Genomic DNA, 23213 nt, shown 5'->3' with positions numbered 1-23213 from the left:
CGGGCCCGGGAACGCCGAAGGCCCCGGCTCGACGCGCGAACCGGGGCCTTCTCGCTGTAGCGGGAGCGGGACTTGAACCCGCGACACCACGATTATGAGCCGTGTGCTCTAACCACCTGAGCTACCCCGCCGCGCGTTCTTCGCAGGCCTGGCCTGCGGGGAACGGAGCCCCCTGTGGGAATCGGACCCACTACCTCTTCCTTACCAAGGAAGTGCTCTACCAATGAGCTAAGGGGGCGCACCTGCGGGTCTGACAGCCCCTCTCGGGGCGTGCCCGCGATTTGGCACCGTTAGACGATAGCACCTCCGCGGAGCGTCGATGACCGCGGGGGACGCGCCCCGCGGCCACCCGTCTGCGGCTACGCCCGGCTCGCCTCGTCGAGCGCGGCGAGGTCCTCGGCGCTCAGCTCGAGGGAGGCCGAGGCGATCAGAGCCGGCAGCTGCTCCATCACCCGGGCGCTGGCGATCGGTGCGACCACTCCGGGCTGCGAGCGCAGCCACGCGAGCGCCACCGTCGCCACCTCGGCGCCGTGCGCCTCCGCCGCCGCGTCGAGAGCCGCCAGCACCCGGCGGCCGCGGCCGTCGAGGTACCGGGCGGCGCCGTCGGCGCGCGGGCCCTCGGGCGTCGAGCCGTCGCGGTACTTGCCGGTCAGGAAGCCGGACGCCAGGGCGGAGTAGGGGACGACGGCCAGCCCCGCCTCGCGGGCGAGGGGGAGCAGGTCGGCCTCGATCCCCCGCTCCACGAGGTTGTAGTGCGGCTGCAGCGCGACGGGTGCGTGCAATCCCTCCTCGCCCGCGACGCGCAGCCACTCCGCGACGCGCTCGGAGCTGAAGTTCGACACTCCGATCGCGCGGACCAGGCCCTGGTCGACGAGCTCCGAGAACACGGCGGCGATCTCGGCCATCGGCACGGCCTCGTCGTCGAAGTGGGCGTAGTAGAGGTCGATCCGGTCGGTCCCGAGGCGCTCGAGGGAGGCGCGGGCGGCCGCGCGCACGGTGTCGGGCGCGAGGCCGGTGAACTGCGGGTGGCGGCCCGCCTTCGTCGCGATCACCACGTCGTCGCGGTTCCCGGAGCGCTGAGCGAGCCACTCGCCGATGATCGTCTCGGACTCGCCGCCCGTGTTGCCGGGGACCCAGGCGGAGTAGGCGTCGGCGGTGTCGATGAAGTCGCCGCCCGCGGCCGTGTAGCCGTCGAGGACGTCGAAGGAGGTCTGCCGCCCCGCGGTCCAGCCGAAGACGTTGCCGCCGAGCGAGAGCGGGAAGACGTCGATGCCGGAGTCGCCGAGCGGCGAGCGGGTGACGGAGGAGGATGCTGCGCTGTCGATGCTCATCCCCTGATTCAAGACCCGCTCCCCGTCCCGATCGATCCCCCTCCCGCGCATGCGCGGCAAGGACTCAGGCTGTCAGCGCCGCGGGTAGTCGGCGTAGGCGAAGCGCGTCGAGTCCGGCGCCCAGCCGGAGACGTTGATCGTCCCCTGCCCGCCGTGGAGGCGCTCGAGCACCCGGCCGGGCTCGAGCGTCGCGCGCCCCGGGAGGTCGAGCAGCCGCAGCTCGACGTCGACGTTCTCGGGATGCCCGGCCGTCCCCTCCGGATAGGCGAGGTAGAGCAGGTGCGCGCCGTCGGGCGACTCGTGCGGGAACCAGTCGACCGTGTCCGACTCGACCAGGCGGGAGAGCCCGGAGCCGTCGAGGCCGATGCGGAAGAGCTGCGCTCCCCCTCCGGCCCGCTCGGAGTTGAAGACGAGGGTGCGGCCGTCGGCCGAGACGTCGACCCCGTCGTCGGCCGGCTCGTCGTCGGTCAGGGCGGTCAGCGCGCCTCCGCCGGCCGGCATCGTGTAGACGTCGGTCCGCCACAGCCCGGAGGCGTCGCCGCCGCCGATCAGCGCGAGCGTCCCCCCGTCGGGCGAGACGCCGTGCAGGTAGTGCTTGAAGCGCGCGCCCTCGCGCTCGGCGGTCAGGCGGCGGGCGGGGGCGGAGCCGTCGAGCTCGACCGCGTAGAGGTGGCCGTCGCGGGCCGAGACGTAGGCGAGCCGGCCGGACGGGGCGAGCACGTGATCGTTGTTGAGCTCGGCCGGCACCCCGTCGAGCGGGATCGGCTCGAGCGCGGCCGTCCCCTCGAGCGGCAGCCGGAAGAGGCCGCCGTCCCCGTTGACGATCAGGGCGGACCCGTCCGGAGTCCAGTTCGGCGCCTCCACGAGGACGGAGTCGGACTCGAACACGGTCGTCGACTCCCCCGTCGCGAGGTCGTGGACGCGGAGTCGGCAGAGCTGGTCGGGCAGGAGCGAGCGGGCCATGCTCCCCACGGTAGAGCCCTGGCGGATCGTGACGGGGCCGTCAAGCCTCCGCGCACTCAGGTTCCGAGGGAGGGCCCTCCGTTATTCTTGACCGACTTATGCGCTGGGTACACCTTGGGAGGAACATGTGATGCTCCTCATCCTCGTGATCTCGTTCGCGATCGCCGTGGTAACCCCCTGGCTGGTGGACCGATTCGGGCCGAAGACGTTCTACGCGCTGGCGCTGATCCCGGCCGCGAGCTTCGTCGCCACCGCGACCGCCCTGCCGACGATCCTCGACGGCGGCGAGATCCGCGAGACCGTGCCGTGGATCCCCGCGCTGGACATCGCCCTCTCCTTCCGCCTGGACGCGCTCTCGATCGTCCTCGCCCTCGTGGTCAGCGGAGTCGGCGCCCTGGTCCTCGCCTACTGCGCGACGTACTTCAGCCGCGACGAGCCCTCGCTGGGCCGGTTCGCGGCGCTCCTGTCCGCGTTCGCCGGAGTGATGTACGGGCTGGTCACGGCCGACGACGTGATCATCCTCTTCGTCTTCTGGGAGGCGACGAGCGTCCTCTCCTACCTCCTCATCGGCCACTACAGCGGGCGCAAGGAGAGCCGGGGTGCCGGGCTCCAGGCGCTCCTGGTCACGACCCTCGGCGGCCTGGCGATGCTGGTCGGCATCGTGATCCTGATCGTGCAGGCCGGCACCACCAGCCTCTCCGGGATCGTCGCCGCCGCCCCCTCCGGCCCGATCGTGTCGACGGCGCTGGTGCTCGTGCTGCTCGGCGCGTTCTCGAAGTCGGCCCTGGTGCCGTTCCACTTCTGGCTGCCGGCCGCGATGGCCGCTCCCACGCCGGTCAGCGCCTACCTGCACGCCGCCGCGATGGTGAAGGCGGGCATCTACCTCGTCGCGCGGCTCGCGCCGGGCTTCGCCGACGACTCCGTCTGGCTGCCCGTGGTGGTGAGCGTCGGCGTCTGGACCATGCTCGTCGGCGGCTGGCGCTCGCTCCGACAGTACGACCTCAAGCTCGTGCTGGCGTACGGCACCGTCAGCCAGCTCGGCTTCCTGACCGTCGCCGTCGGCTTCGGCTCGCGCGACGCCGCGCTGGCCGGGCTGACCCTCCTCGTCGCCCACGCCCTCTTCAAGGCGCTGCTCTTCCTCACCGTCGGCATCGTCGACCACCGCGCCGGCACGCGCGACCTCCGCAAGCTCAGCGGCCTGGGCCGGCAGTCGCCGGTGCTCGCGGGCGCCGCCCTCGTCGGCGTGCTGTCGATGGCGGGCATCCCGCCCCTGCTGGGGTTCGTCGCCAAGGAGGCCGTGTTCACGAGCCTGATCTCGGCGATCGAGCAGGGCTCGTTCTGGGCCTGGGTCGCGCTCGTCGGCCTCGTCCTCGGCTCGATCCTCACCGTGGCCTACTCCGCCCGCTTCTTCTGGGGCGCCTTCGCCCGCAAGAAGGGGCTCGAGGACACGCACCTGCACGCCGAGCCGTGGACCTTCACCGCCGCCCCGGTGCTGCTGGCAGCCGCCAGCGTGATCGGGGGGATCGCCGCCTCCGTCCTCGACCCCCTCGTCGCCGTCTACGCGGACACCCTCCGCTACGCCGCCCCGGACGCCGACCCCGAGCTCGCCGCCGCCGCGGAGGCCTCCGACCACGGCGGCTACCACCTCGCCCTCTGGCACGGCTTCGAGCCCGCGCTGGGACTCAGCGCCCTCGTGATCGCCGTCGGACTCCTGCTCTTCGCCAAGCGCGTCGCCGTCGCGCGCGCCCAGTCGATGCTGCCCAACCGGATCGACTCGGCCGAGGGCTACTGGGCCACGGTCCGCTGGCTCGACCGCGTCGCCAGCACGGTCACCGAGTTCGTGCAGCGCGGCTCGCTCCCCCGCTACCTGACGGTGATCTTCGCGGTCTTCGTCCTCGGCGTGGGCGGTGCGGCCGCCCTCAACCGCACCTGGCCGGGCGATCTCGTCTTCTGGGACAGCCCGGGCCAGCTCGCGGTCGCGGCCGTGATGATCCTCGCGGCGGTGCTCTGCGCCGTCGCCCGCAACCGCGTCGCCGCCGTGCTGCTCGCCGGCGCCACCGGGTACGGGATGGTGGCCCTCTTCGCCCTGCAGGGCGCGCCGGACCTCGCCCTCACCCAGGCGCTGATCGAGACGGTGACCCTCGTGGTCTTCGTCCTGGTCCTGCGCCGCCTCCCGACCCGCATCGCCGCGAAGCACCAGCCGATGCGCAAGCGCCTGCGCGCCGTCATCGGCATCGCGGTCGGCGCGGTCATGGCCCTCGCCGCCACCATCGCCCTCGGCGCCCGGACCGCGACGCCGATCTCGGCCGAGCTGCCCCGCCTCGCCTACGAGGAGGGCAAGGGCCGCAACATCGTCAACGTCCTTCTCGTCGACATCCGCGCCTGGGACACGATGGGCGAGATCTCGGTCCTCGTCGTGGTCGCCACCGGTGTCGCGAGCCTGATCTTCCTCTCCAGCCGGGCCGGAGGCGCGCCCCGCCTCGAGTCGCAGAGCGCGGACGACCGCCGCGAGCGCGCGATGGACCTGACCGCCTCCTCCGCCGACGCCGAGCGCGACGGCGACCGCGGGTCCTGGCTCGTCGCCGGCCGCACGCTCCGGCCGGAGAACCGCTCGATCGTGCTCGAGGTGCTGGTGCGCCTGCTCTTCCACCCCGCGATGATCGTGTCCGTCTACCTGCTCTTCACCGGCCACAACACCCCGGGCGGAGGCTTCGCCGGCGGCCTGCTCGCCGGACTCGCCCTCGTCGCGCGCTACCTCGCCGGCGGCCGCTTCGAGCTCGGCGAGGCCGCGCCGATCGACGCCGGCAAGGTCCTCGGACTCGGCCTCTTCTTCGCCGTCGGCACCGCCGTCTCCTCCCTCGCCTTCGGCCTCGAGGTCCTCGAGTCGAGCTGGCTCGACCTCGAGGTGCCGGTGCTGGGCGAGCTCCACCTGGGCACATCCACCCTCTTCGACATCGGGGTGTACCTGATCGTGATCGGCCTCGCCCTCGACATCCTCCGCAGCCTCGGCGGCGAGGTCGACCGCCACGGCGAGGAGGCCGAGCAGGGCTCCCCCTCGGGCGACGGCGTCACGCACTCGACGGACAGCACCCCCGGCCCCGGGCAGGGCACCGTCGACGGGCTCGAGACCTCGCTCCCCACCGGCTCCACGGTCGTCGGCGGACCAGGCAGGGGGGACGGCGCATGAGCATCACCCTCGTCCTGGTCGTCGTGATGGCGGTGATGTACGCGGCCGGCGTCTACCAGATGCTCGAGCGCAGCCTCACCCGCATCCTGATCGGGTTCCTGCTCGTCGGGAACGCGACCAACATCCTCATCCTGCTGATGGCCGGCCGCTCGGGCATCGCCCCGTTCGTCACCGACGACGGGCGCTCCTACGAGCAGATCGCCGCCGAGATGGCCGACCCGCTGCCGCAGGCGCTGATCCTCACCGCGATCGTGATCACCTTCGGGGTGTCCGCCTTCCTCCTCGCCATGATCTACCGGCGCTGGCGCCTCGCCAACGCCGACCAGGTGGAGGACGACGAGACCGACGCCTCCGTCCGCGAGGACGCGGCGGGCATCTCGGCCCAGACCACCGCCGACGACCGGGCGCTCGACGTCCTGCTCGAGTCCAGCGACGAGGGCACCGCCGCCAAGCACGGGGAGAGCGCCATGACCGACGACAGGAAGGAGGACCGATGAACGCGCTGATCCCGCTCGTCGTCACCCTCCCCCTCCTGGGAGCGGCCGTCGCGCTGATCCTCGGACGCCACCGGCGCGCGCAGATCACCGTGAACATCGTGACGCTCTCGAGCGTGCTGGTGATCTCCTCGGTGATGCTCGTGCTGGTCCTCACCGGCGACGGCGGCGGCAGCGCCGTCTACGTGGGCGGCTGGGAGCCGCCGTGGGGCATCGTGCTGGTCGTCGATCCGCTCGCCGCGCTGATGCTCGTGATCACCTCGATCACCCTGCTGGGCGTCCTGCTGTTCTCGGTCGGCCAGGGCCTGGTCGACGGCAACCGCGAGACGCCGGTCACGATCTTCCACCCGACCTACCTGATCCTGTCGGCGGGCATCCTCAACGCCTTCGTCGCGGGCGACCTCTTCAACCTCTACGTCGGCTTCGAGATCCTGCTGGCCGCGAGCTACGTGCTGATCACCCTGGGCGGCACCGCGCCGCGGATCCGCGCCGGCACGACCTACGTGGTCGTGAGCCTGGTCTCGAGCGTCTTCTTCCTCTCGGCCATCGGCCTGCTCTACGGCGCCACCGGCACTGTCAACATGGCGCAGCTCTCGATCCGCATCGCCGAGCTCCCCGCCGACGTGCAGCTGGTGCTCCACGTGGTCCTGCTGCTGGGCTTCGGGATCAAGGCGGCCGTGTTCCCGCTGTCGTTCTGGCTCCCGGACTCGTACCCCACGGCTCCGGCGCCGGTCACCGCCGTCTTCGCCGGACTCCTCACCAAGGTCGGCGTGTACGCGCTGATCCGCACCGAGACCCTGCTCTTCCCGGGCGGGAGGCTGAGCGAGGTGCTGCTGGTGGTGGCGCTGCTGACGCTGATCGTCGGCATCCTCGGCGCGGTCGCGCAGGCCGACATCAAGCGGATGCTGTCCTTCACGCTGGTCTCGCACATCGGCTACATGGTCTTCGGCATCGCCGTGGGCACCCCGGCCGGCTACGCGGCGACGATCTTCTACGTCATCCACCACATCACGGTGCAGACGACGCTGTTCCTCGCGACCGGCCTGATCGAGCGCGTCGGCGGCACCACCTCGATCCTGCGCCTCGGCGGGCTGCTCAAGGCCTCGCCGCTGCTGGCGCTGCTCTACTTCATCCCCGCGATGAACCTCGGCGGGATCCCGCCGTTCACCGGCTTCCTCGGCAAGGTGGGGCTCTTCGTCGCCGGCACGGAGTCGGCCGTCGACCAGCCCTCGTGGCTCATCTGGGCCGTCATCGCCGCCGGGGCCGTGACCTCGCTCCTGACCCTCTACGCCGTCGCGCGGGTCTGGAACATGGTCTTCTGGCGCCGCCAGGAGGAGGTGCCCGGCTACGAGTCGCCGCTGATCGACCAGCTGCAGGAGGACCCCCACGACACGGGCAGCATCCGCACCCGCCACTCGCCGCCGATGATGGTGCTCGCCACCGCGGGGATGGTCGTGGTCGGCGTCGTGCTGACCGTCGGCGCCGGCCCCCTCTACGACGCGAGCGAGCGCGCGGCGAGCGCGGTCGCCGATCCCGCGACCTACATCGCGACCGTCTACCGCGACTCGTCCTTCGGAGAGGAGGGGCCCCGATGAGCCCCCGCCGCCGCGTCGACATCTGGAACCGCGTCGCGATGTTCGTGACCCTCGTCGGCATCTGGGTGCTGCTCTGGGACGACGTCTCGGTGCTGTCGATCGTCACCGGCTTCCTGGTCGCCCTGCTGATCACCCGGGTGTTCTACCTGCCGCCGGTCGAGTTCTCGAACCGCATCAATCCGTGGTTCGTGCTGGTCTTCCTGCTCCGTCTCCTCTACGACATCACGGTCGCGTCGGTCCGGGTCTCGTGGCAGATCCTCACTCTGCCGGTGCCGGTGCACAACGCCATCGTCGCCGTCCACCTGCGCAGCCGCTCCGAGGGGATGCTGGTCTGGACGACCGAGGCCGTGACCCTCGTGCCCGGCTCCCTCGTCATCGACGTCGATCCGCAGAAGAACGTGCTCTACCTCCACGTGCTCGGAGTCCTCCACGACGAGGGCGAGCGCATCGAGGAGGTGCGCCGGACGGTGCTCGAGACGGAAGCGCGCATCGTCCGCGCCATCGGCTCGCGTGAGGACGTGCAGCGCGTGAACCGGCCGCTCGAGGCCGGAGCGGGGAGGGTCCGATGATCGACTGGCTGATCTGGATCCTGGTGCCCGTCTTCGGTGCCGCCTGCCTCCTCGCGCTCGTGCGGATCCTGCGCGGTCCCTCGGTGCTCGACCGCGTCATCGCGGCCGACGTGCTCGTCGCGACGATCATCTGCGGGATCGGCGCCGAGATGGCCGTGAACCACCACGCGCGGACCCTGCCCGTCGCCCTCGGGCTGGCGCTGTTCGCCGTCTTCGGCTCGATCAGCGTCGCCAAGTTCATGGCCAACCGCGAGGAGGACTGACATGGACCTGTTCTTCGACGTCCTGACGGCCGTGCTGCTCATCGTCGGCGCGCTGCTCTCGCTGGTCGCCGCCGTCGGCCTGCTGCGCTTCGACGATCTGCTGTCCCGGATGCACGCGGGCACCAAGCCGCAGGTGCTCGGACTGATCTGCGTGATGCTCGCGGTCGCCATCCGGAACCCCGGGTTCGCCGCCGCCGGGACGGTCGTGCTGGTGATCGGCTTCCAGCTGCTGACCGTGCCCGTCTCGGCGCACATGCTCGGCCGTGCCGCCTACCGGGCCGAGGCCGTCTCCATGGGCCGCCTCGTCGCCGACGAGCTCGCCGAGGCGGTCACCCGCGCGGATGAGCAGGCCCGCGCGACCGGCCCCGAGACCGGCCACGCGTCCGAGGAGCGGGCGCGCACCTCCTCGACGCCGGCGCCCGAGGACGAGGACGGCCCCGCCGCGACCGCCTAGGCGGCCAGGACGAGCTGCACGGCGGTGGCGCCGGTCATGCTGCGCAGCGCGAAGCCGCCGATCGCGAGGGTGGCGGCGACCAGGCCGCCGACGAGCAGCACCAGGAGCGGCACCACCCAGAGCAGGGCCCGTCGGCGTCGGGCTCGGGCCTCGTCCGGCGTCTCATCGATCACCCGTCGACTGTACGGGACGGCGGAGGGCGCGCCCCCGGCGCCCCCGAGCCGCCCGATAAACTCATCCGCATGACCCTGGACTCCGCTCTCTCCGGCGCGCCCGAGAACTCCCCCGGCCCCGCCTCCGAGGCCGAGCACCGCCGGGGAGCCGAGTGGTGGCGCACCGCCGTCATCTACCAGATCTACCCGCGCTCCTTCGCGGACGCGGACGGCGACGGCATCGGCGATCTGCCCGGCATCGCCTCGCGCCTCGAGAGCCTCGCCGAGCTCGGCGTGGACGCGATCTGGCTCTCGCCCTTCATGACCTCCCCCCAGAAGGACGCGGGCTACGACGTCGCCGACTACTGCGACGTCGATCCGCTCTTCGGCACCCTCGCCGACTTCGACGCGATGCTGGCCCGCGCTCACGCCCTGGGCATCCGGATCATCGTCGACCTCGTCCCCAACCACTCCTCCAGCGCCCACCGCTGGTTCCAGGAGGCGCTCGCCGCTCCCGCGGGCAGCGCCGAGCGGGCGCGCTACCTGTTCCGCGACGGCCGGGGCGAGTCGGGCGAGCTGCCCCCGAACAACTGGGAGTCGGTCTTCGGCGGTCCCGCGTGGACCCGCGTCATGGAGCCCGACGGCTCGGCCGGCCAGTGGTACCTGCACCTCTTCGACACCTCGCAGCCCGACTTCGACTGGACGAACGAGTGGGTGCGCGAGCGCTTCCGCGAGGTCCTCCGCTTCTGGCTCGACCGCGGCGTCGACGGCTTCCGCGTCGACGTGGCGCACGGGATGATCAAAGCCGAGGGGCTGCCCGACTACACGCCGCCCGCCGACAGCGGGTCGATGGGCGGAGTCGCGCCCGCCGACGGCGAGGAGCCCGCCACCGCCCCCTACTGGGCGCAGGACGGCGTCCACGAGATCTACCGCGACTGGCACTCCCTCCTCGCCGAGTACCCGGACGACCGCGTGCTCTGCGCCGAGGCGTGGGTGCAGCCGCTCTCGAAGCTCGCCCGCTGGGTCCGCCCCGACGAGATGCACCAGGCCTTCAACTTCGCCTACCTCGAGACCCCGTGGAGCGCGCCCGCTCTGCGCGACATCATCGACTCCTCCGTCGAGGCCTTCGCCGCCGTGGGCGCCCCGTCGACCTGGGTGCTGTCGAACCACGACGTCGTGCGGCACGCGAGCCGCCTGGCGCTCACGTCCGACAACCCGCAGGGCTACGGCATCGGCCCGCGCACGCCCGGACTCCCCGACCCCGTCCTGGGGCTGCGCCGCGCTCGCGCCGCGACCGCCCTCATGCTCGCGCTCCCCGGCTCCGCCTACGTCTACCAGGGCGAGGAGCTCGGGCTCCCCGAGGCGATCGACCTGCCGGACTCGGCGCGTCAGGACCCGACCTGGTTCCGCACCGGCGGCGAGCGCTACGGTCGCGACGGCTGCCGGGTGCCGATCCCGTGGGAGGCGGACGCTCCCGCGTACGGCTTCAGCGGCACCGGCGACTCCTGGCTGCCGCAGCCCGGCGATTGGGCGCCGCTCGCCCGCGACCGCCAGCGCGGTGTCGCGGGCTCGACGCTCGAGCTGTACCGGTCCCTGCTCGCGGTGCGCCGCGCCGAGGACCTGGGCTCGGGCTCCGTCGAGTGGCTCGAGGGCTACCCGGAGGACGTGGTGGCCTTCCGGAACGGTCCCGTCACCGTGATCGCGAACCTCGGCGAGGCTCCGGTCGAGCTGCCCGTGGGCTCCGTGGTGCTGTCCTCGGAGGAGCTGCACGAGCCGGCGCTGCCCGCCGACACCACGGTCTGGCTCCGCGCGGACTAGCGGGCCGCGGGGTCGGCCCGGCGGCTCCTGCGTCCCGCCGCCGGGTCAGCGCCCGGCGTTGGCCTTGAGCCAGAGGTAGGAGTCGACCTTCGTCACGCCGTCGAGGCGGATCTCGAAGTGCAGGTGCGGGCCGGTCGACATGCCGGTCGTGCCCACCAGCCCGAGCAGCTGGCCGACCTTCACCGGGTCGCCCTCGTTCACGGCCGCCGAGCCGTGCTGCATGTGCGCGTACACGCTCGAGACGAGCTGCCCGTCGATCTCGTGGTCGACGATCACGTGGACGCCGAGCGAGCCCTCGCCGTCGATGACCGTGCGCACGACGCCGTCGGCGATCGCCTGGATGGGCGAGCCGTCGCCCGGGTTGAAGTCGGTGCCGCCGTGGTTCACCGAGCAGCCCGCGCAGTTGCGGTAGCCGAAGCGGTCGCCCACCGGCACTCCGACGGCGAAGGGCCACTGGATCGACGCGTTCGGGTCGTTCGTGAAGCCGGTGTCGGAGGTGCGGACGATGTCGGCGACATTGGTCTGCGTCTTGCGCTCCTGCACGCCGAAGCCGTCGCGGGCGATCGTCTCGGCGCTGACCTCGCCGGCGACGAAGGACTGCGCGCCGCGGCGCGCGTCGGCGCCGAAGGGGGTCGTCAGACTCTGCGCCTGCACGTCCTCCGCGGTCAGGAGCGACGTGGCCGGCAGCGAGGTCGCCGCCACGATGGCCGCGACGAACGAGAGGGCGACGAGTCCGCCGACCCGGGCGCGGCGCACGGGCCGGAGCGGCGTCGCGCGCGGTGCGGGGACGGGTGCCGGGGCGTTGCGGACCGAGGCGACGCGGCGCTCCGCCTCGCGCAGCTGCTCCGCCGTGGGAGCCGCGAGGAGGTCGTCGGAGCCGCTCGCCAGCGAGACGTCGGAGGCGAGGGCCAGGGCGCGCTCGCGCTCACGGAGCTCGCGACGGGAGAGGGGTGGAGTCGATTCGCCGGGGGTCGATGCAGGGGCAGCGGGGGCGGGCGAATCGGGGCTCACGAAATCGATGTCTTCCGTCGGGGGCAGGGGACGAGCGGGCCTCCGGGGAGAGGCAGCGCTCGGCTCCGTGAGCGCAGCCTGTGCGAACATCACGAATTCATAAAGGATAACCACGGCCGACGGGATCCGGCCAGAGGCCGCCGCGCACAGGCGCGATCGGGGCACGGCGCGCGGCGAGCCACGGAGGGATCCTGCGCCGATCCGCTCTCCGGCGCACAAAACCCGTGCCGGCTCGGTGCGGGAGAGCGGTTACACCTCGTCCGCGCGCAGGCGGCGCAGCAGATCCTCCAGCTCGGCGAAGAGGGGATCCGGCGCAGCGATGAGCAGCCCGGCGCCGAAGGGCGCGCCGTCGAGTCCCGCGACCCGCGCGCCCGCCTCCTCGGCGATGAGGGCGCCGGCGGCGAGGTCCCACGGGTTCAGGCCACGCTCGTAATACGCGTTCAGCTGCCCGGTGGCCACCGAGCAGAGATCGAGCGCCGCTGAGCCGATGCGGCGGATGTCGCGGACCGAGCCGAGCAGCTCCTGCACCACGGCGCCCTGGCGCATCCGCCGGCCGGCGTCGTAGCCGAAGCCGGTGCCCACCAGCGCGAGAGAGAGGGAGGAGGGGGCGGAGACCTGCAGCGCGACGCCGTCCCGCTCGGCTCCCCCGCCGCGGCTCGCCGTCGTGACCTCGCCCGTCGCTCCGTTCACGACCGCACCGGCGAGCGCGGTCCAGGTCGCGGGATCCGGCTCCCCCTCCACCACCGCGATGCTCACCGCGTAGGAGGGGATGCCGTAGAGGTAGTTGACGGTCCCGTCGATCGGATCGACGACCCAGGTCAGCCCGCTCGTGCCGCCCCCCGATCCCGACTCCTCGCCGAGGAAGCCGTCGTCCGGCCGCGCCTCGGCCAGACGCCGGCGGATCAGCTGCTCGACCTCCCGGTCCGCGGCCGTCACCACGTCCTCCGGGGACGACTTCGACGCGGCGATCTCGACACCGTCCTGCCGCCGCTGGCGGGCGAGGTGCGCCGCCTCGACGGCGATCGAGCGGGCGATGGCGAGGAGGGGGGCGTTGTCGCTCATGGCCCCAGCCTAGGGATCGGGCCCATCATGGGGGGATGAGCACTTCTCTCGCCCTCACCGGAGTCACCGGAGCCGTGGGCGGCCGCGTGGCGCGCGAGCTCGCCGATGCCGGTCACGGCCTCCGTCTGCTGGTCCGGGACCCGTCCCGCGCTCCCGAGCTCCCCGGGGCCGAGGTGGTGCGCTCCTCCTTCGCCGACGCGAGCGACTCGCTCGAGGGGGTGCGCCTCCTCCTGATGGTCTCCGCCTCCGAGAACGAGGAGCGCCGCGCCGAGCACCTCGCGTTCGTCGACTCGGCCGCCGCCGCCGGCGTCGAGCACGTCGTCTACACCTCCTTCGCCGGAGCCGCACCCGACGCGGTCTTCACCCTCGCCCGCGACCACGCGGCCACCGAGGACGCGATCCGCCGCTCCGGCATGGGCTGGACGTTCCTCCGCGACAACCTCTACCTCGACTTCCTGCCCGCGATGCTCGGCGAGGACGGCGCGATCCGCGGACCCGCGGGTTCGGGCCGGGCCGCCGTCGTCGCGCGCGAGGACGTGGCCCGCGCCGCCGCCGCGGTCCTCCGCTCCCCCGCGGAGCACCGCGGAGCCGTCTACGAGCTGACCGGGCCCGAGGCGCTCACCCTCGACGAGGTCGCAGCGACCCTGACGGCGGCGGTCCGTCCCGCCGTGTTCGTGGACGAGACCCTCGAGGAGGCGTACGCGTCGCGCCGTCGCTGGAACGCACCGGACTGGCAGCTGGACGCCTGGGTCAGCACCTACTCCGCGATCGCCGCCGGGCAGCTGGAGCACGTCTCGGGCGACGTCGAGCGGCTGACCGGACGGCCGCCGCTCTCCCTCGCGGGGTTCCTGGAGCAGGAGGTGCGGGGCTGAGGCGACGGCGCGGGGCTGATCGGGCAGAGGAGACCGGCGCCGGCGCTCCCCCGGAACGGCGCTCCCCCGACATGCGGAACGCCCCGCGCATCTGATGATGCCGGGGCGTCTGCTCGGTGCTCCTGCTCGGTGGCGAGTGAGGGATTCGAACCCCCGAAGGCTACGCCGTCTGATTTACAGTCAGATCCCTTTGGCCGCTAGGGTAACTCGCCGTGGCGCACCCGACCGCGTGTTCACAACCGGAGGCGCTCAGCAAGGATACCCACGCGACGGGCGGATCGGAAATCGGTGCCGCGAGGGCTCAGTCCGCCTCCGCCGCGTAGCGGGAGGCCGCCTCCGCGACCTTCCCCGCGTAGCTCCCGGCCGGGTTGTAGGCCGCGATCGCCGCCCGCCAGCCCGACTCCGTCGAGAGGTCGCCGCCGGCGTCGCAGAGGTACCGCGCCGCGGTCACCGCCTGCTGGTCCACGTTCTGCGGATCCCATCCGCTCGAGGCCCACGCCATCCAGGTCGCCGGGATGATCTGCAGCGGACCCATCGCCCGGTCGACCTCGGCGTCGCCGTCCAGCGCCCCGCCGTCGTTGTCCGCGACCCGGTCGAAGCGCGTGCCGTCCAGGCGCGGGCCGTAGATCGGCTCCGTCGGCCGGCCGTCCTCGCCCAGCTCGCCGCCGTCGATCGTGCCGTGCCTGCTCTCGACGTAGCCGATGCCGGCGAGGGTCGCCCAGTCGAGCCGGCAGTCGGGATCGACCGACGCCGTGAGGAGGGCCGTGCCCGCGTAGGCGGTGAGCGCGCGCAGAGGGATGCCGCTCCCCTCGGACGCCGCGCCCAGCCACGCCTCGTCGGCGAGCAGGCGCACAGGCGTCGCTGCGGCCTGCTCGGGATCCTCCAGCACGACGGGGTCTGCTGCGACGGGAGCGGTCGCCGCGGGAGGGACGGTGGACAGGCCCTCCTCGACCGTCAGCGCGGGCGGCCGCTGGCCGCAGCCGGCGAGGAGGAGGCCTGCGAGCGGGACGAGGACGAGGACGGGGAGGCGGCGCACCCCTCAGAGGTACCAGGCACGCCTGGGGCCGGGCTCCGCCACGCCTGAAAGCTAAACTCGGAGTCATGGCAGATTCAACGTTCGACGTCGTCAGCAAGATCGACAAGATGGAGGCGGACAACGCCCTGAACCAGGCCCACAAGGAGGTCGAGCAGCGCTACGACTTCAAGAACGTCGGCGCCTCGATCGCCTGGAGCGGCGAGAAGATCCTGATCAAGGCCAACACCGAGGAGCGGGCGAACGCCATCCTCGACGTCTTCCAGTCGAAGCTGATCAAGCGCGGCATCAGCCTCAAGAGCCTCGACGCGGGCGAGCCCTTCGCGTCCGGCAAGGAGTACCGGATCGAGGCCACCCTCAAGGAGGGCATCGACCAGGAGCACGCGAAGAAGATCAACAAGCTCATCCGCGACGAGGCACCGAAGTCGGTCAAGTCGCAGATCCAGGGCGACGAGCTCCGCGTCTCCTCGAAGAGCCGCGACGACCTCCAGGCGACCATGGCGCTCCTCCGCGGGGCCGACCTCGAGCTCGACCTCCAGTTCGTCAACTTCCGCTGAGGGATGGCGCACACGGGAGCACGCGCGTGACCGCCGGCGTCGACGAGCCCGACCGGCGGGGCCGCACCGGGCTCGACCGGGAGGGCCTCGACCTCGTCGGCAACCCCGACGTGGTCGTGAAGGAGGTCACCCTCCTCTCGAGCGACTGGTACGTCCTCCGCACCACCCGCTTCGACTACCGGCACCGCGACGGCAGCTGGACCAGCGAGCAGCGCGAGACCTACGACCGCGGGAACGGCGCGGCCGTGCTGCTCTACGACGCCGAGGCGCGGACGGTCGTCCTGATCCGGCAGTTCCGCTACCCCGCGTACGTGAACGGCGACCTGGACGGGATGCTCCTCGAAGTCCCCGCCGGCCTCCTCGACGAGGACGGGCCCGAGGAGGGCGCCCGCCGCGAGGCATCCGAGGAGACGGGACTCGAGGTCGGCCGGCTCGAGCACGTGTTCGACGCGTTCATGAGCCCCGGCTCGGTCACCGAGAAGCTGCACTTCTACGCCGGGCGCTACCGCGCGGGCACCCGTGAAGGAGCGTTCGCGGGACTCGCCGACGAGGGCGAGGACATCGAGGTCGTCGAGCTCTCGTTCGACGAGGCGCTGACCCAGATCGGCGTGCAGATCGTCGATGCGAAGACGATCATGCTCCTGCAGTGGGCGGCCCTGTCCGGCCCGTTCTCGCGCTGACGCTCGGGAGTCGCGGCTCCGGGAGCGTCAGCGCGCGTACTCGGCGAGGGCGCGTCCGGTCAGCGTGTCGGCCGCGGCGAGCCGGACCGGAGTCCCCTCGAAGACGATCGTCCCTCCGTCGTGGCCGGCGCCGGGCCCCACGTCGATGATCCAGTCGGCGTGGGCCATCAGGGCGCGGTGGTGCTCGATCACCACGACCGAGTTCCCGGAGTCGACCAGCCGGTCGAGCAGGCCGAGCAGCGTGTCGACGTCCGCGAGGTGCAGGCCCGTGGTCGGCTCGTCGAGCAGGTAGACCGATCCGGACGAGGCCATGTTGATCGCGAGCTTGAGGCGCTGGCGCTCGCCCCCGGACAGCGTGTTCAACGGCTGTCCGAGCGTGAGGTAGCCGAGACCGACGTCGACGAGACGGGCGAGCACGGTGTGCGCCGGTCCCGTCGCGAAGAACTCCGCGGCGTCGACGATCGGCATCGAGAGCACCTCGTGGATGTTCCTCCCGCGGAGGCGGTACTCGAGCACCTCCGCCGTGAACCTCTTGCCGTCGCACTCCTCGCAGACCGATGAGACCGTCGCGGCGGGGCCCAGCTCGGTGAAGATCATCCCGGCCCCCTTGCAGACCGGGCACGCGCCGGCGGAGTTGGCGCTGAAGAGCGCCGGTCTCACGCCGTTCGCCTTCGCGAAAGCCGCTCGGATCGCGTCGAGGACCCCGGTGTAGGTCGCCGGATTGCTGCGCCTCGAGCCGCGGATCGGCGACTGGTCGGCCACCACCACGCCGGGCCGACCCGCGAGCGAGCCGTGCAGGAGCGACGACTTGCCCGACCCGGCGACTCCGGTGACGACGGTCAGCACGCCGAGCGGAACATCCACGTCGACGCCGCGCAGGTTGTGCGTGGCGGCTCCGCGGATCTCGACCGCCCCGGTCGGACGGCGCACGGCCTCCTTCAGCGGGACGCGGTGACCGAGATGACGGCCCGTCAGAGTGTCGGACGTGCGCAGCTCCGCCACCGTTCCCTCGAACCGCAGCTCGCCGCCGTGCGCACCGGCCCTCGGACCGAGGTCGACCACGTGATCGGCGATCTCGATGATCTCCGGCTTGTGCTCGACGACCAGGACGGTGTTGCCCTTGTCGCGCAGGCGGCGCAGCAGCTCGATCATCCGCGAGACGTCGTGCGGATGCAGGCCCGCCGTCGGCTCGTCGAAGACGTAGGTGACGTCCGTGAGGCTCGACCCCAGATGCCGCACCATCTTGACCCGCTGCGCCTCCCCTCCCGAGAGGGTGCCCGACTCGCGATCGAGCGAGAGGTAGCCGAGGCCGACCTGGACGAGGGCGTCGAGCGTCCCGAGGAGGGTCTCGACGATCGGAGCGACCGACGGCGCGTGCAGCCCGCGGAGCCACGCGGCGAGGTCGGTCGCCTGGAGTGCGGCGCACTCGGCGATGTTCCGACCCTCGATGCGCGACCCCAGCGCCGCGCGAGTCAGCCGACCGCCTCCGCACTCGGGACAGGCGGCGAAGGTGGCCACCCGCTCGGCGAAGGCGCGGATGTGCGGCTGCGCCGCCTCCTTCGCCAGGTAGAGGCGGGTGACCTTGACCAGGAGGCCCTCGTAGGTCATGGTCATCCCAGCGATGGCCATCTTGGTGGCCGGACGGTGGAGGAACGCGTCCATCTGCTCGGGCGTGAAGTCCGCGATCGGCACATCGGCCGGGTACAGGCCCGACTCGGCGAGGCCCTTCCAGTACCAGCCGCCGACGACGAAGTTCGGGATCGCGTCGAGAGCGCCGCCCTCGAGCGACTTCGAGCGGTCGATCAGCGCGTCGAGGTCGATGCTCGACACCCGGCCCGTCCCCTCGCACCGGGGGCACATCCCCTCCGGCAGGTTGAAGGAGAACGCACCGCTCGTGCCCGCGTGCGGGTCGCCGAGACGGCTGAAGAGGATGCGCAGCATCGTGTACGCGTCGGTCGCCGTGCCGACCGTGGACCGGCCGTTCGACCCCATCCGCTCCTGGTCGACGACGATCGTCGCCGACAGCCCGTCGAGCGACTCCACATCCGGGCGGGCCGGCGACCCCATGAACTGCTGCACGAAGGCGGAGTAGGTCTCGTTGATGAGGCGCTGGGACTCGGCCGCGATGGTGCCGAAGACGAGCGACGACTTGCCGGAGCCCGAGACCCCGGTGAACACGGTGATCTTCCGCTTCGGGATGTCGACGTCGATCCCCCGGAGGTTGTTCTGGCGCGCACCGCGCACCCGGATGACGTCGTGGGGCGCGGCCGTGGTCATGCTGTCTCCGTCCAGAGCGGTGCCCGAAGCCTAGAGGAGGCGCGCGGCGTCCGCGCCGGAACGACGAACGGCCCTCCGGAGCGCACCGGAGGGCCGTTCGGAGAGCGCGCGTCAGAGAGCGGCCGGCTCCGCCCGCGAGATCGCGATCATGTCCTCACGCGGCACGACCTTCACGCGCGCACGGCCCTCGGGCTCGCCGAGCGCCATCTCGTGCTCGTCCAGCCGGTGCCAGCCGTCGAGATCCGTGTAGGCGATCTCCCGCTCCTCGAGCAGGGCGACCACGGCCGCCTCCTCGGGGTGCTCGGGCGTCCACCAGGACGCCTGGTCGTTGAGCACGTGCGCGACCGTCTCCATGGCGTCGGACTTGGTGTGCCCGATGAGGCCCACCGGTCCTCGCTTGATCCAGCCGGTCGCGTAGACGCCGTGGACCTGCTGGTCCTCGTCGTCCAGGACCTGGCCCTCGCGGTTCGGGATCACGCCGCGCATCTCGTCGAACGGGAGGCCGTCCAGCGGCGAGCCGAAGTAGCCGACCGCGCGGTACACGGCCTGCACCGGGACCTCGCGGATCTCGCCCGTGCCGCGCACGCCGCCCTCGCCGTCCGGCTCGGTGCGCTCGTACCGGATCGCGCCGACCCGGCCGGATCCGTCGTCCACGAACTCGAGCGGCTTCGCCCAGAAGTGCAGGTGGAGACGGCGTGAGGCGCCCCCGACCTCGCGGGTGCGCCACTGGTTGAGCACCCGGTTGATGACCATGACCTGCTTGTTGGTCGCGATGGCGGCCTCGGAAGCGGGATCGAGGTCGAAGTCCTCGTCGGCGACGATCATGTCGACGTCGCGCAGCTCGCCCAGCTCGCGCAGCTCCAGCGGGGTGAACTTCACCTGAGCGGGACCGCGGCGCCCGAAGACGTGCACGTCTGTGACGGGAGACGCCTTCAGCCCCTCGTAGACGTTCGGCGGGACCTCGGTGGGGAGGAGGTCCTCGGCGTGCTTCGCCAGCATCCGCGAGACGTCGAGCGCCACGTTGCCGTTGCCGATGACGGCGACGGAGGAGGCCTCCAGCGGCCAGGTGCGCGACACGTCGGGGTGGCCGTCGAACCAGCTGACGAAGTCGGCCGCACCGTAGGAGCCCTCGAGCTCGACGCCGGGGACGTCGAGCGGAGCGTCGCGGACGGCGCCGGTCGCGAAGATCACGGCGTGGTAGTGCCGCTTGAGATCCTCGAGCGTGATGTCGGTCCCGAAGTGCACGTTGCCGAAGATGCGGATGTCGCCCCGGTCGAGCACCTCCCGCAGCGCGGTGATGATCCCCTTGATGCGCGGGTGATCGGGTGCGACTCCGTAGCGGACCAGGCCGTAGGGCGCGGGCAGGTGCTCGAACAGATCGATCGAGACGTCGTACTTCTTCTCGGCCTTGATCATGAGGTCGGCGGCGTAGATGCCCGCGGGACCCGCGCCGACGATGGCCAGCCTGAGCTTGGTCATTGCGTTCCTCCTGCCGGGGCGCCGCAGCGCACAACCGGTCTCATTCCTGCGGCGCAGGGCGCGCCGCGACGATCGGGGTCAGCCGTTGCGCTCGACGACGGTGTCGGCGAAGCGCGTCAGCGCCTTGCGCACGGAGCCGTCGGGCAGCGGAGCGAGGGCGGCGACGGCCTCGTCGGCCCACCGGTGGGCCTCGGCGAGGGTCTGCGCGGTGACGTCGTGGTCGCGCAGCTGAGCGATGGCGTCCGAGATGTCGGCGCTCTGCTCCTCCGTGTGCGCGATGGCGTCGTTCGAGCGGCTCACGTAGCTCTCGATGCGGGCGAGGAGAGCCGCGGCCTCCCTGTCGGAGGAGGCGCGCTCGCGCAGGCGCAGGATCGGCAGCGTCGATACGCCGGCGCGGATGTCCGTGCCGGGGTTCTTGCCGGTCTCCTCCGGCTGGGGCGAGAGGTCGATGACGTCGTCGACGATCTGGAAGGCGACGCCGATCTTCTCGCCGAAGACGCGCATGGCCTCCTCGTACTCCTCCGGCGCCTCCGAGAACGCGACTCCGGTGCGGCCCGCCGCAGCGATCAACGAGCCGGTCTTGTCGGCCAGGACGGAGAGGTAGTGCTCGACCGGGTCCTCGCCGTCGGTCGGGCCGACCGTCTCGTGCAGCTGCCCGAGGACGAGCCGCTCGAACGTGTCGGCCTGGAGCCGGATCGCCTTGTCGCCGAGCTCGACCATCAGCTGGTTCGCGCGGGCGAAGAGCAGATCTCCCGTCAGGATGGCCACGTTGTTGCCCCACACGGTCTGCGCCGACGGGACGCCGCGGCGCTTCTCCGCCTCGTCCATGACGTCGTCGTGGTACAGCGACGCGAGATGCGTGATCTCGATCGCCTGCGCGCCGAGCAGGACCTGCGGCGTGTTGCCGCGGCCGAGCGACGCGGCCAGAAGGGTGAGCATCGGGCGTACGCGCTTGCCGCCCGCCTCGAGGAGGTACCGGGTGGAGACGTCCGCCACGGCGTCCGCGAAGGACAGCTGCCGGACGAGACCCTCCTCGACCTGCTCCAGACCCGCGTCGATCGTGCGGGCGAGAGCCCGGTCCGACGAGGAGGAGAAGATGCGCTCGGAGAGGCCGAGCTGCGCCGTCAGGGACGGGCTGCGACGGGCGACGGGCGCAGTGGCGTTCACAGGGAAACCCTAACGTCTCGGCCTGTGCGGACCCCGGTCGTCATCGGGTCGCCGCGATCGGCTTGACGCCGCGGTGCAGCGCCACGATGCCCGCGGTCAGATCGCGGTAGGCGACGCGCTCGAAGCCTGCGGCGCGGAGCCAGGCGGCGACGACACTCTGCTCCGGCCAGGCCCGGATGGAATCGCCGAGATAGTCGTACGCGGGATTGTTCGACGACGCGAGCCGCACGACGGCGGGCATGACGGTCGACAGGTAGAAGTCGTACGCGGCGGCCAGCGGAGCGATCGGCGGAGTCGAGAACTCGCAGATCACGACCCGGCCGCCCGGCTTCAGCACACGCAGGAACTCGGCGAGCGCCGTCCTCGGCTCGGCCACGTTGCGCAGACCGAACGAGATGGTCACGGCGTCGAACGACTCGTCGTCGAACGGGAGGTCCATCGCGTCGGCCTGGACGAACTCGATCCGGTCGTTGCCCGCCTGACGGCGACGGCCGACAGCGATCATCCCCGGGGAGAAGTCGGCTGCGACGACCTGGGCGCCCGATCGCGCCAGCGACGCGCTCGACGTGCCGGTGCCGGCCGCGATGTCGAGGATGCGCTCACCGGGAGCAGGGTTGACGGCGCGAGTCGTCGCGATCCGCCAGAGCCGGTCGTTCCCCACCGAGAGGAGTCCGTTCACCAGGTCGTAGGCGGGAGCCACGGTGTCGAACATCGAGGCGACCTCGTCGGGCCGTTTGGTGAGGTCTGCCTTCGTCACGATCCGCAAGTCTACGGCGAGACGCGGGACGGCGGCTGTGCATCCGCCGTCCCGCGCCCGGTCGCGCGCTCCCCCTCGGGGAAGCGCCGGGACCGCCCCGCTCCGCCTCGCGCGGCGGCCCCGGACCGGATCACGGTAGCAACGGAGGCCTGCGCTCCGAGCCCCGCGGCATGGGACGTCCCACCTTCTGGCGCGGGCGTACCCTGCTGAGGTGACGCTCATCGGCGCTGGAACCCCCCTGCTGCGTGCGGAGACGACTCCTCTGGACTCTCCGCAGTCGCTCCTCTCCCACTCCGACCCGAGACGACCCCTCCTCTGGCAGCGAGACGGCGCCGGCGTCAGCGGACGCGGCGAGGCCCTGCGCCTCGAGTTCTCGGGCCCGGGACGGCTGCGGGATGCGGCGGCGGCATGGCGTCGGCTCTGCGACGCGGCGACGGTCGAGGACCGGGTCGGACTGCCCGGAACGGGGCTGCTCGCGTTCGGGACCTTCACGTTCTCGAGCCGATCCGAGGCGACGAGCGTGCTGATCGTGCCGCGGACCGTCATCGGGACGCGCGACGGACGGTCGTGGCTGACGCGGATCACGATCGGCGAGACGGATCGACCGGATGCGCCGGACAAGGAGCCTCTGGGAGCGGAGTACCACGTGCCGCTCTCTCAGGGTGCTCTGTCGGCGGACGGATACACCGAGGCGGTCGGCGCCGCGGTGGAGACGATCCGGGCGGGCGAGCTGTCCAAGGTCGTGATCGCGCGCGATCTGCAGGGGCGGCTTCCTCCGGGCGCGGACCTGCGTCGGATGCTGGGCGCCCTCACCGAGCGGTACCCGGACTGCTGGGGCTTCGCCGTGGACGGATTCCTCGGCGCCAGTCCGGAGACGCTGGTCGCGGTCGATCGGGGCGAGATCTCGGCGAGGGTGCTGGCGGGGACCGCTGCACGCGGAGAGGATCCGCTCGCCGACGCCGAGGTGGAGGCTGCTCTGCTCGCGAGCCCGAAGGACCGCTCGGAGCACGCTTTCGCTCTCGCCAGTCTGGTCCGGGAGCTCCAGCCCCACACTCGGGAGCTGACGGCCGGCGCCGCCCCGTTCACGCTCCGCCTGCCGAACCTCTGGCACCTCGCGACGGACGTGCAAGGGATTCTGGACGACTCCTCCAGCGCGCTCGATCTCGTCGACGCTCTTCACCCGACCGCAGCAGTGGCCGGCACTCCGACCGCCGACGCCCTCGCGCTCATCGAGCACCTGGAGCCCTTCGACCGCGGTCGGTACGCAGGACCCGTCGGCTGGATCGACGGCAACGGCGACGGCGAGTGGGCCGTCGGCCTCCGCAGCGCGGAGGTCACGGCCGAGGGCGTGGTCACGGCCTGGGCGGGTGCCGGCATCGTGGCCGACAGCGTTCCCGAGTCCGAGCTCGCCGAAACCCGGATGAAGTTCCGGCCGATCACCGACGCGCTGGCATGACCCGCATCAGAACATACTGAGGCCGTCGGCTTCCCG

General features: G+C 72.1%; 21 protein-coding genes and 3 tRNA genes. 11 read left to right on the top strand and 13 right to left on the bottom strand.

Going from position 1 to position 23213, the window contains the following annotated elements:
- Positions 1 to 57 precede the first annotated feature (57 nt).
- From GSU45_RS03930 to GSU45_RS03915, 4 genes are all read right to left on the bottom strand, one after another.
- Positions 58 to 131 (bottom strand) — tRNA-Met (locus GSU45_RS03930).
- 35 nt (positions 132 to 166) lie between these two features.
- Positions 167 to 238: transfer RNA gene (locus GSU45_RS03925), tRNA-Thr, on the bottom strand.
- Between the two features lie 121 nt (positions 239 to 359).
- Positions 360 to 1331: an aldo/keto reductase gene (locus GSU45_RS03920; RefSeq protein WP_159912885.1), complete on the bottom strand. Its 972-nt coding sequence runs from the start codon at positions 1329 to 1331 to the stop codon at positions 360 to 362.
- A gap of 72 nt (positions 1332 to 1403) precedes the next feature.
- Positions 1404 to 2294: a PD40 domain-containing protein gene (locus GSU45_RS03915; protein WP_159912883.1), complete on the bottom strand. Its 891-nt coding sequence runs from the start codon at positions 2292 to 2294 to the stop codon at positions 1404 to 1406.
- Positions 2295 to 2424: 130 nt separating this feature from the next.
- On the opposite strand from GSU45_RS03915, the gene GSU45_RS03910 reads away from it, so the two are divergent.
- The 6 genes from GSU45_RS03910 to mnhG are packed head-to-tail and all read left to right on the top strand — an operon-like array spanning position 2425 to position 8856.
- Entirely contained in the window at positions 2425 to 5481 is a 3057-nt protein-coding gene (locus GSU45_RS03910) for a Na+/H+ antiporter subunit A (RefSeq protein ID WP_159912881.1), read from the top strand.
- Positions 5478 to 5978, top strand: coding sequence for a Na(+)/H(+) antiporter subunit C (locus GSU45_RS03905; RefSeq protein WP_104223614.1), 501 nt, complete (start codon positions 5478 to 5480; stop codon positions 5976 to 5978). Before GSU45_RS03910 ends, GSU45_RS03905 begins: the two co-directional genes overlap by 4 nt.
- Positions 5975 to 7570, top strand: coding sequence for a Na+/H+ antiporter subunit D (locus GSU45_RS03900; protein WP_104223613.1), 1596 nt, complete (start codon positions 5975 to 5977; stop codon positions 7568 to 7570). The genes GSU45_RS03905 and GSU45_RS03900 overlap by 4 nt, the downstream gene beginning before the upstream one ends.
- Positions 7567 to 8139 carry a Na+/H+ antiporter subunit E gene (locus GSU45_RS03895; protein ID WP_159912879.1) on the top strand — a complete coding sequence of 191 codons (573 nt, stop codon included), beginning with the start codon at positions 7567 to 7569 and terminating at the stop codon, positions 8137 to 8139. Before GSU45_RS03900 ends, GSU45_RS03895 begins: the two co-directional genes overlap by 4 nt.
- A complete protein-coding gene (locus GSU45_RS03890; RefSeq protein ID WP_159912877.1) occupies positions 8136 to 8402 on the top strand; it encodes a monovalent cation/H+ antiporter complex subunit F in 267 nt (88 codons plus the stop codon). The genes GSU45_RS03895 and GSU45_RS03890 overlap by 4 nt, the downstream gene beginning before the upstream one ends.
- A 1-nt stretch (position 8403) precedes the next feature.
- A complete protein-coding gene (mnhG, locus tag GSU45_RS03885) occupies positions 8404 to 8856 on the top strand; it encodes a monovalent cation/H(+) antiporter subunit G (RefSeq protein ID WP_244248206.1) in 453 nt (150 codons plus the stop codon).
- On the opposite strand, the gene GSU45_RS03880 is transcribed toward mnhG, so the two are convergent.
- Positions 8853 to 9029: a hypothetical protein gene (locus GSU45_RS03880; protein WP_159912875.1), complete on the bottom strand. Its 177-nt coding sequence runs from the start codon at positions 9027 to 9029 to the stop codon at positions 8853 to 8855. The two genes, mnhG and GSU45_RS03880, sit on opposite strands and share 4 nt — an antisense overlap.
- Positions 9030 to 9098: 69 nt before the next feature.
- On the opposite strand from GSU45_RS03880, the gene GSU45_RS03875 reads away from it, so the two are divergent.
- A complete protein-coding gene (locus GSU45_RS03875; RefSeq protein WP_159912873.1) occupies positions 9099 to 10826 on the top strand; it encodes a glycoside hydrolase family 13 protein in 1728 nt (575 codons plus the stop codon).
- A 45-nt stretch (positions 10827 to 10871) separates the two neighbouring features.
- On the opposite strand, the gene GSU45_RS03870 is transcribed toward GSU45_RS03875, so the two are convergent.
- A complete protein-coding gene (locus tag GSU45_RS03870) occupies positions 10872 to 11837 on the bottom strand; it encodes a M23 family metallopeptidase (protein WP_159912871.1) in 966 nt (321 codons plus the stop codon).
- Between the two features lie 249 nt (positions 11838 to 12086).
- The gene (locus tag GSU45_RS03865; RefSeq protein ID WP_159912869.1) at positions 12087 to 12899 is read right to left on the bottom strand and encodes an inositol monophosphatase family protein; all 813 of its coding nucleotides are present in this window, start codon (positions 12897 to 12899) and stop codon (positions 12087 to 12089) included.
- Between the two features lie 35 nt (positions 12900 to 12934).
- On the opposite strand from GSU45_RS03865, the gene GSU45_RS03860 reads away from it, so the two are divergent.
- A complete protein-coding gene (locus tag GSU45_RS03860; RefSeq protein ID WP_159912867.1) occupies positions 12935 to 13771 on the top strand; it encodes an SDR family oxidoreductase in 837 nt (278 codons plus the stop codon).
- 130 nt (positions 13772 to 13901) lie between these two features.
- Here GSU45_RS03860 and GSU45_RS03855 read toward each other — a convergent pair.
- Positions 13902 to 13983, bottom strand: a tRNA-Tyr gene (locus GSU45_RS03855).
- A gap of 89 nt (positions 13984 to 14072) precedes the next feature.
- Positions 14073 to 14807 carry a hypothetical protein gene (locus tag GSU45_RS03850; RefSeq protein WP_159912865.1) on the bottom strand — a complete coding sequence of 245 codons (735 nt, stop codon included), beginning with the start codon at positions 14805 to 14807 and terminating at the stop codon, positions 14073 to 14075.
- 65 nt (positions 14808 to 14872) lie between these two features.
- Between GSU45_RS03850 and GSU45_RS03845 the strand changes: the two genes are divergently transcribed.
- Positions 14873 to 15361, top strand: coding sequence for a YajQ family cyclic di-GMP-binding protein (locus tag GSU45_RS03845; protein ID WP_104223606.1), 489 nt, complete (start codon positions 14873 to 14875; stop codon positions 15359 to 15361).
- Between the two features lie 26 nt (positions 15362 to 15387).
- A complete protein-coding gene (locus tag GSU45_RS03840) occupies positions 15388 to 16041 on the top strand; it encodes an NUDIX domain-containing protein (protein WP_159912863.1) in 654 nt (217 codons plus the stop codon).
- Positions 16042 to 16068: 27 nt separating this feature from the next.
- Here the strand turns inward: GSU45_RS03840 and GSU45_RS03835 are convergent, their stop codons facing one another.
- The 4 genes from GSU45_RS03835 to ubiE form a co-directional block, all read right to left on the bottom strand.
- Positions 16069 to 18318, bottom strand: a complete 2250-nt coding sequence (locus GSU45_RS03835) for an excinuclease ABC subunit UvrA (RefSeq protein WP_159912861.1) — start codon at positions 18316 to 18318, stop codon at positions 16069 to 16071.
- A 111-nt stretch (positions 18319 to 18429) separates the two neighbouring features.
- On the bottom strand, positions 18430 to 19797 hold the full coding sequence (locus tag GSU45_RS03830) for an FAD-dependent oxidoreductase (protein ID WP_159912859.1): 1368 nt from the start codon (positions 19795 to 19797) through the stop codon (positions 18430 to 18432).
- Positions 19798 to 19875: 78 nt separating this feature from the next.
- On the bottom strand, positions 19876 to 20964 hold the full coding sequence (locus GSU45_RS03825; RefSeq protein ID WP_104249782.1) for a polyprenyl synthetase family protein: 1089 nt from the start codon (positions 20962 to 20964) through the stop codon (positions 19876 to 19878).
- 40 nt (positions 20965 to 21004) lie between these two features.
- Positions 21005 to 21721 carry a bifunctional demethylmenaquinone methyltransferase/2-methoxy-6-polyprenyl-1,4-benzoquinol methylase UbiE gene (gene ubiE, locus GSU45_RS03820; protein ID WP_159912857.1) on the bottom strand — a complete coding sequence of 239 codons (717 nt, stop codon included), beginning with the start codon at positions 21719 to 21721 and terminating at the stop codon, positions 21005 to 21007.
- A gap of 211 nt (positions 21722 to 21932) precedes the next feature.
- Between ubiE and GSU45_RS03815 the strand changes: the two genes are divergently transcribed.
- Positions 21933 to 23177, top strand: coding sequence for an isochorismate synthase (locus GSU45_RS03815; protein ID WP_348272087.1), 1245 nt, complete (start codon positions 21933 to 21935; stop codon positions 23175 to 23177).
- The last annotated feature ends 36 nt before the right edge of the window (positions 23178 to 23213 follow it).

It is taken from the genome of Rathayibacter sp. VKM Ac-2801 (assembly GCF_009834245.1).
Lineage (GTDB): Bacteria > Actinomycetota > Actinomycetes > Actinomycetales > Microbacteriaceae > Rathayibacter.
Note: the sequence above shows the minus strand (reverse complement) of the source record. Positions and strands in the feature narration are given on the sequence as shown.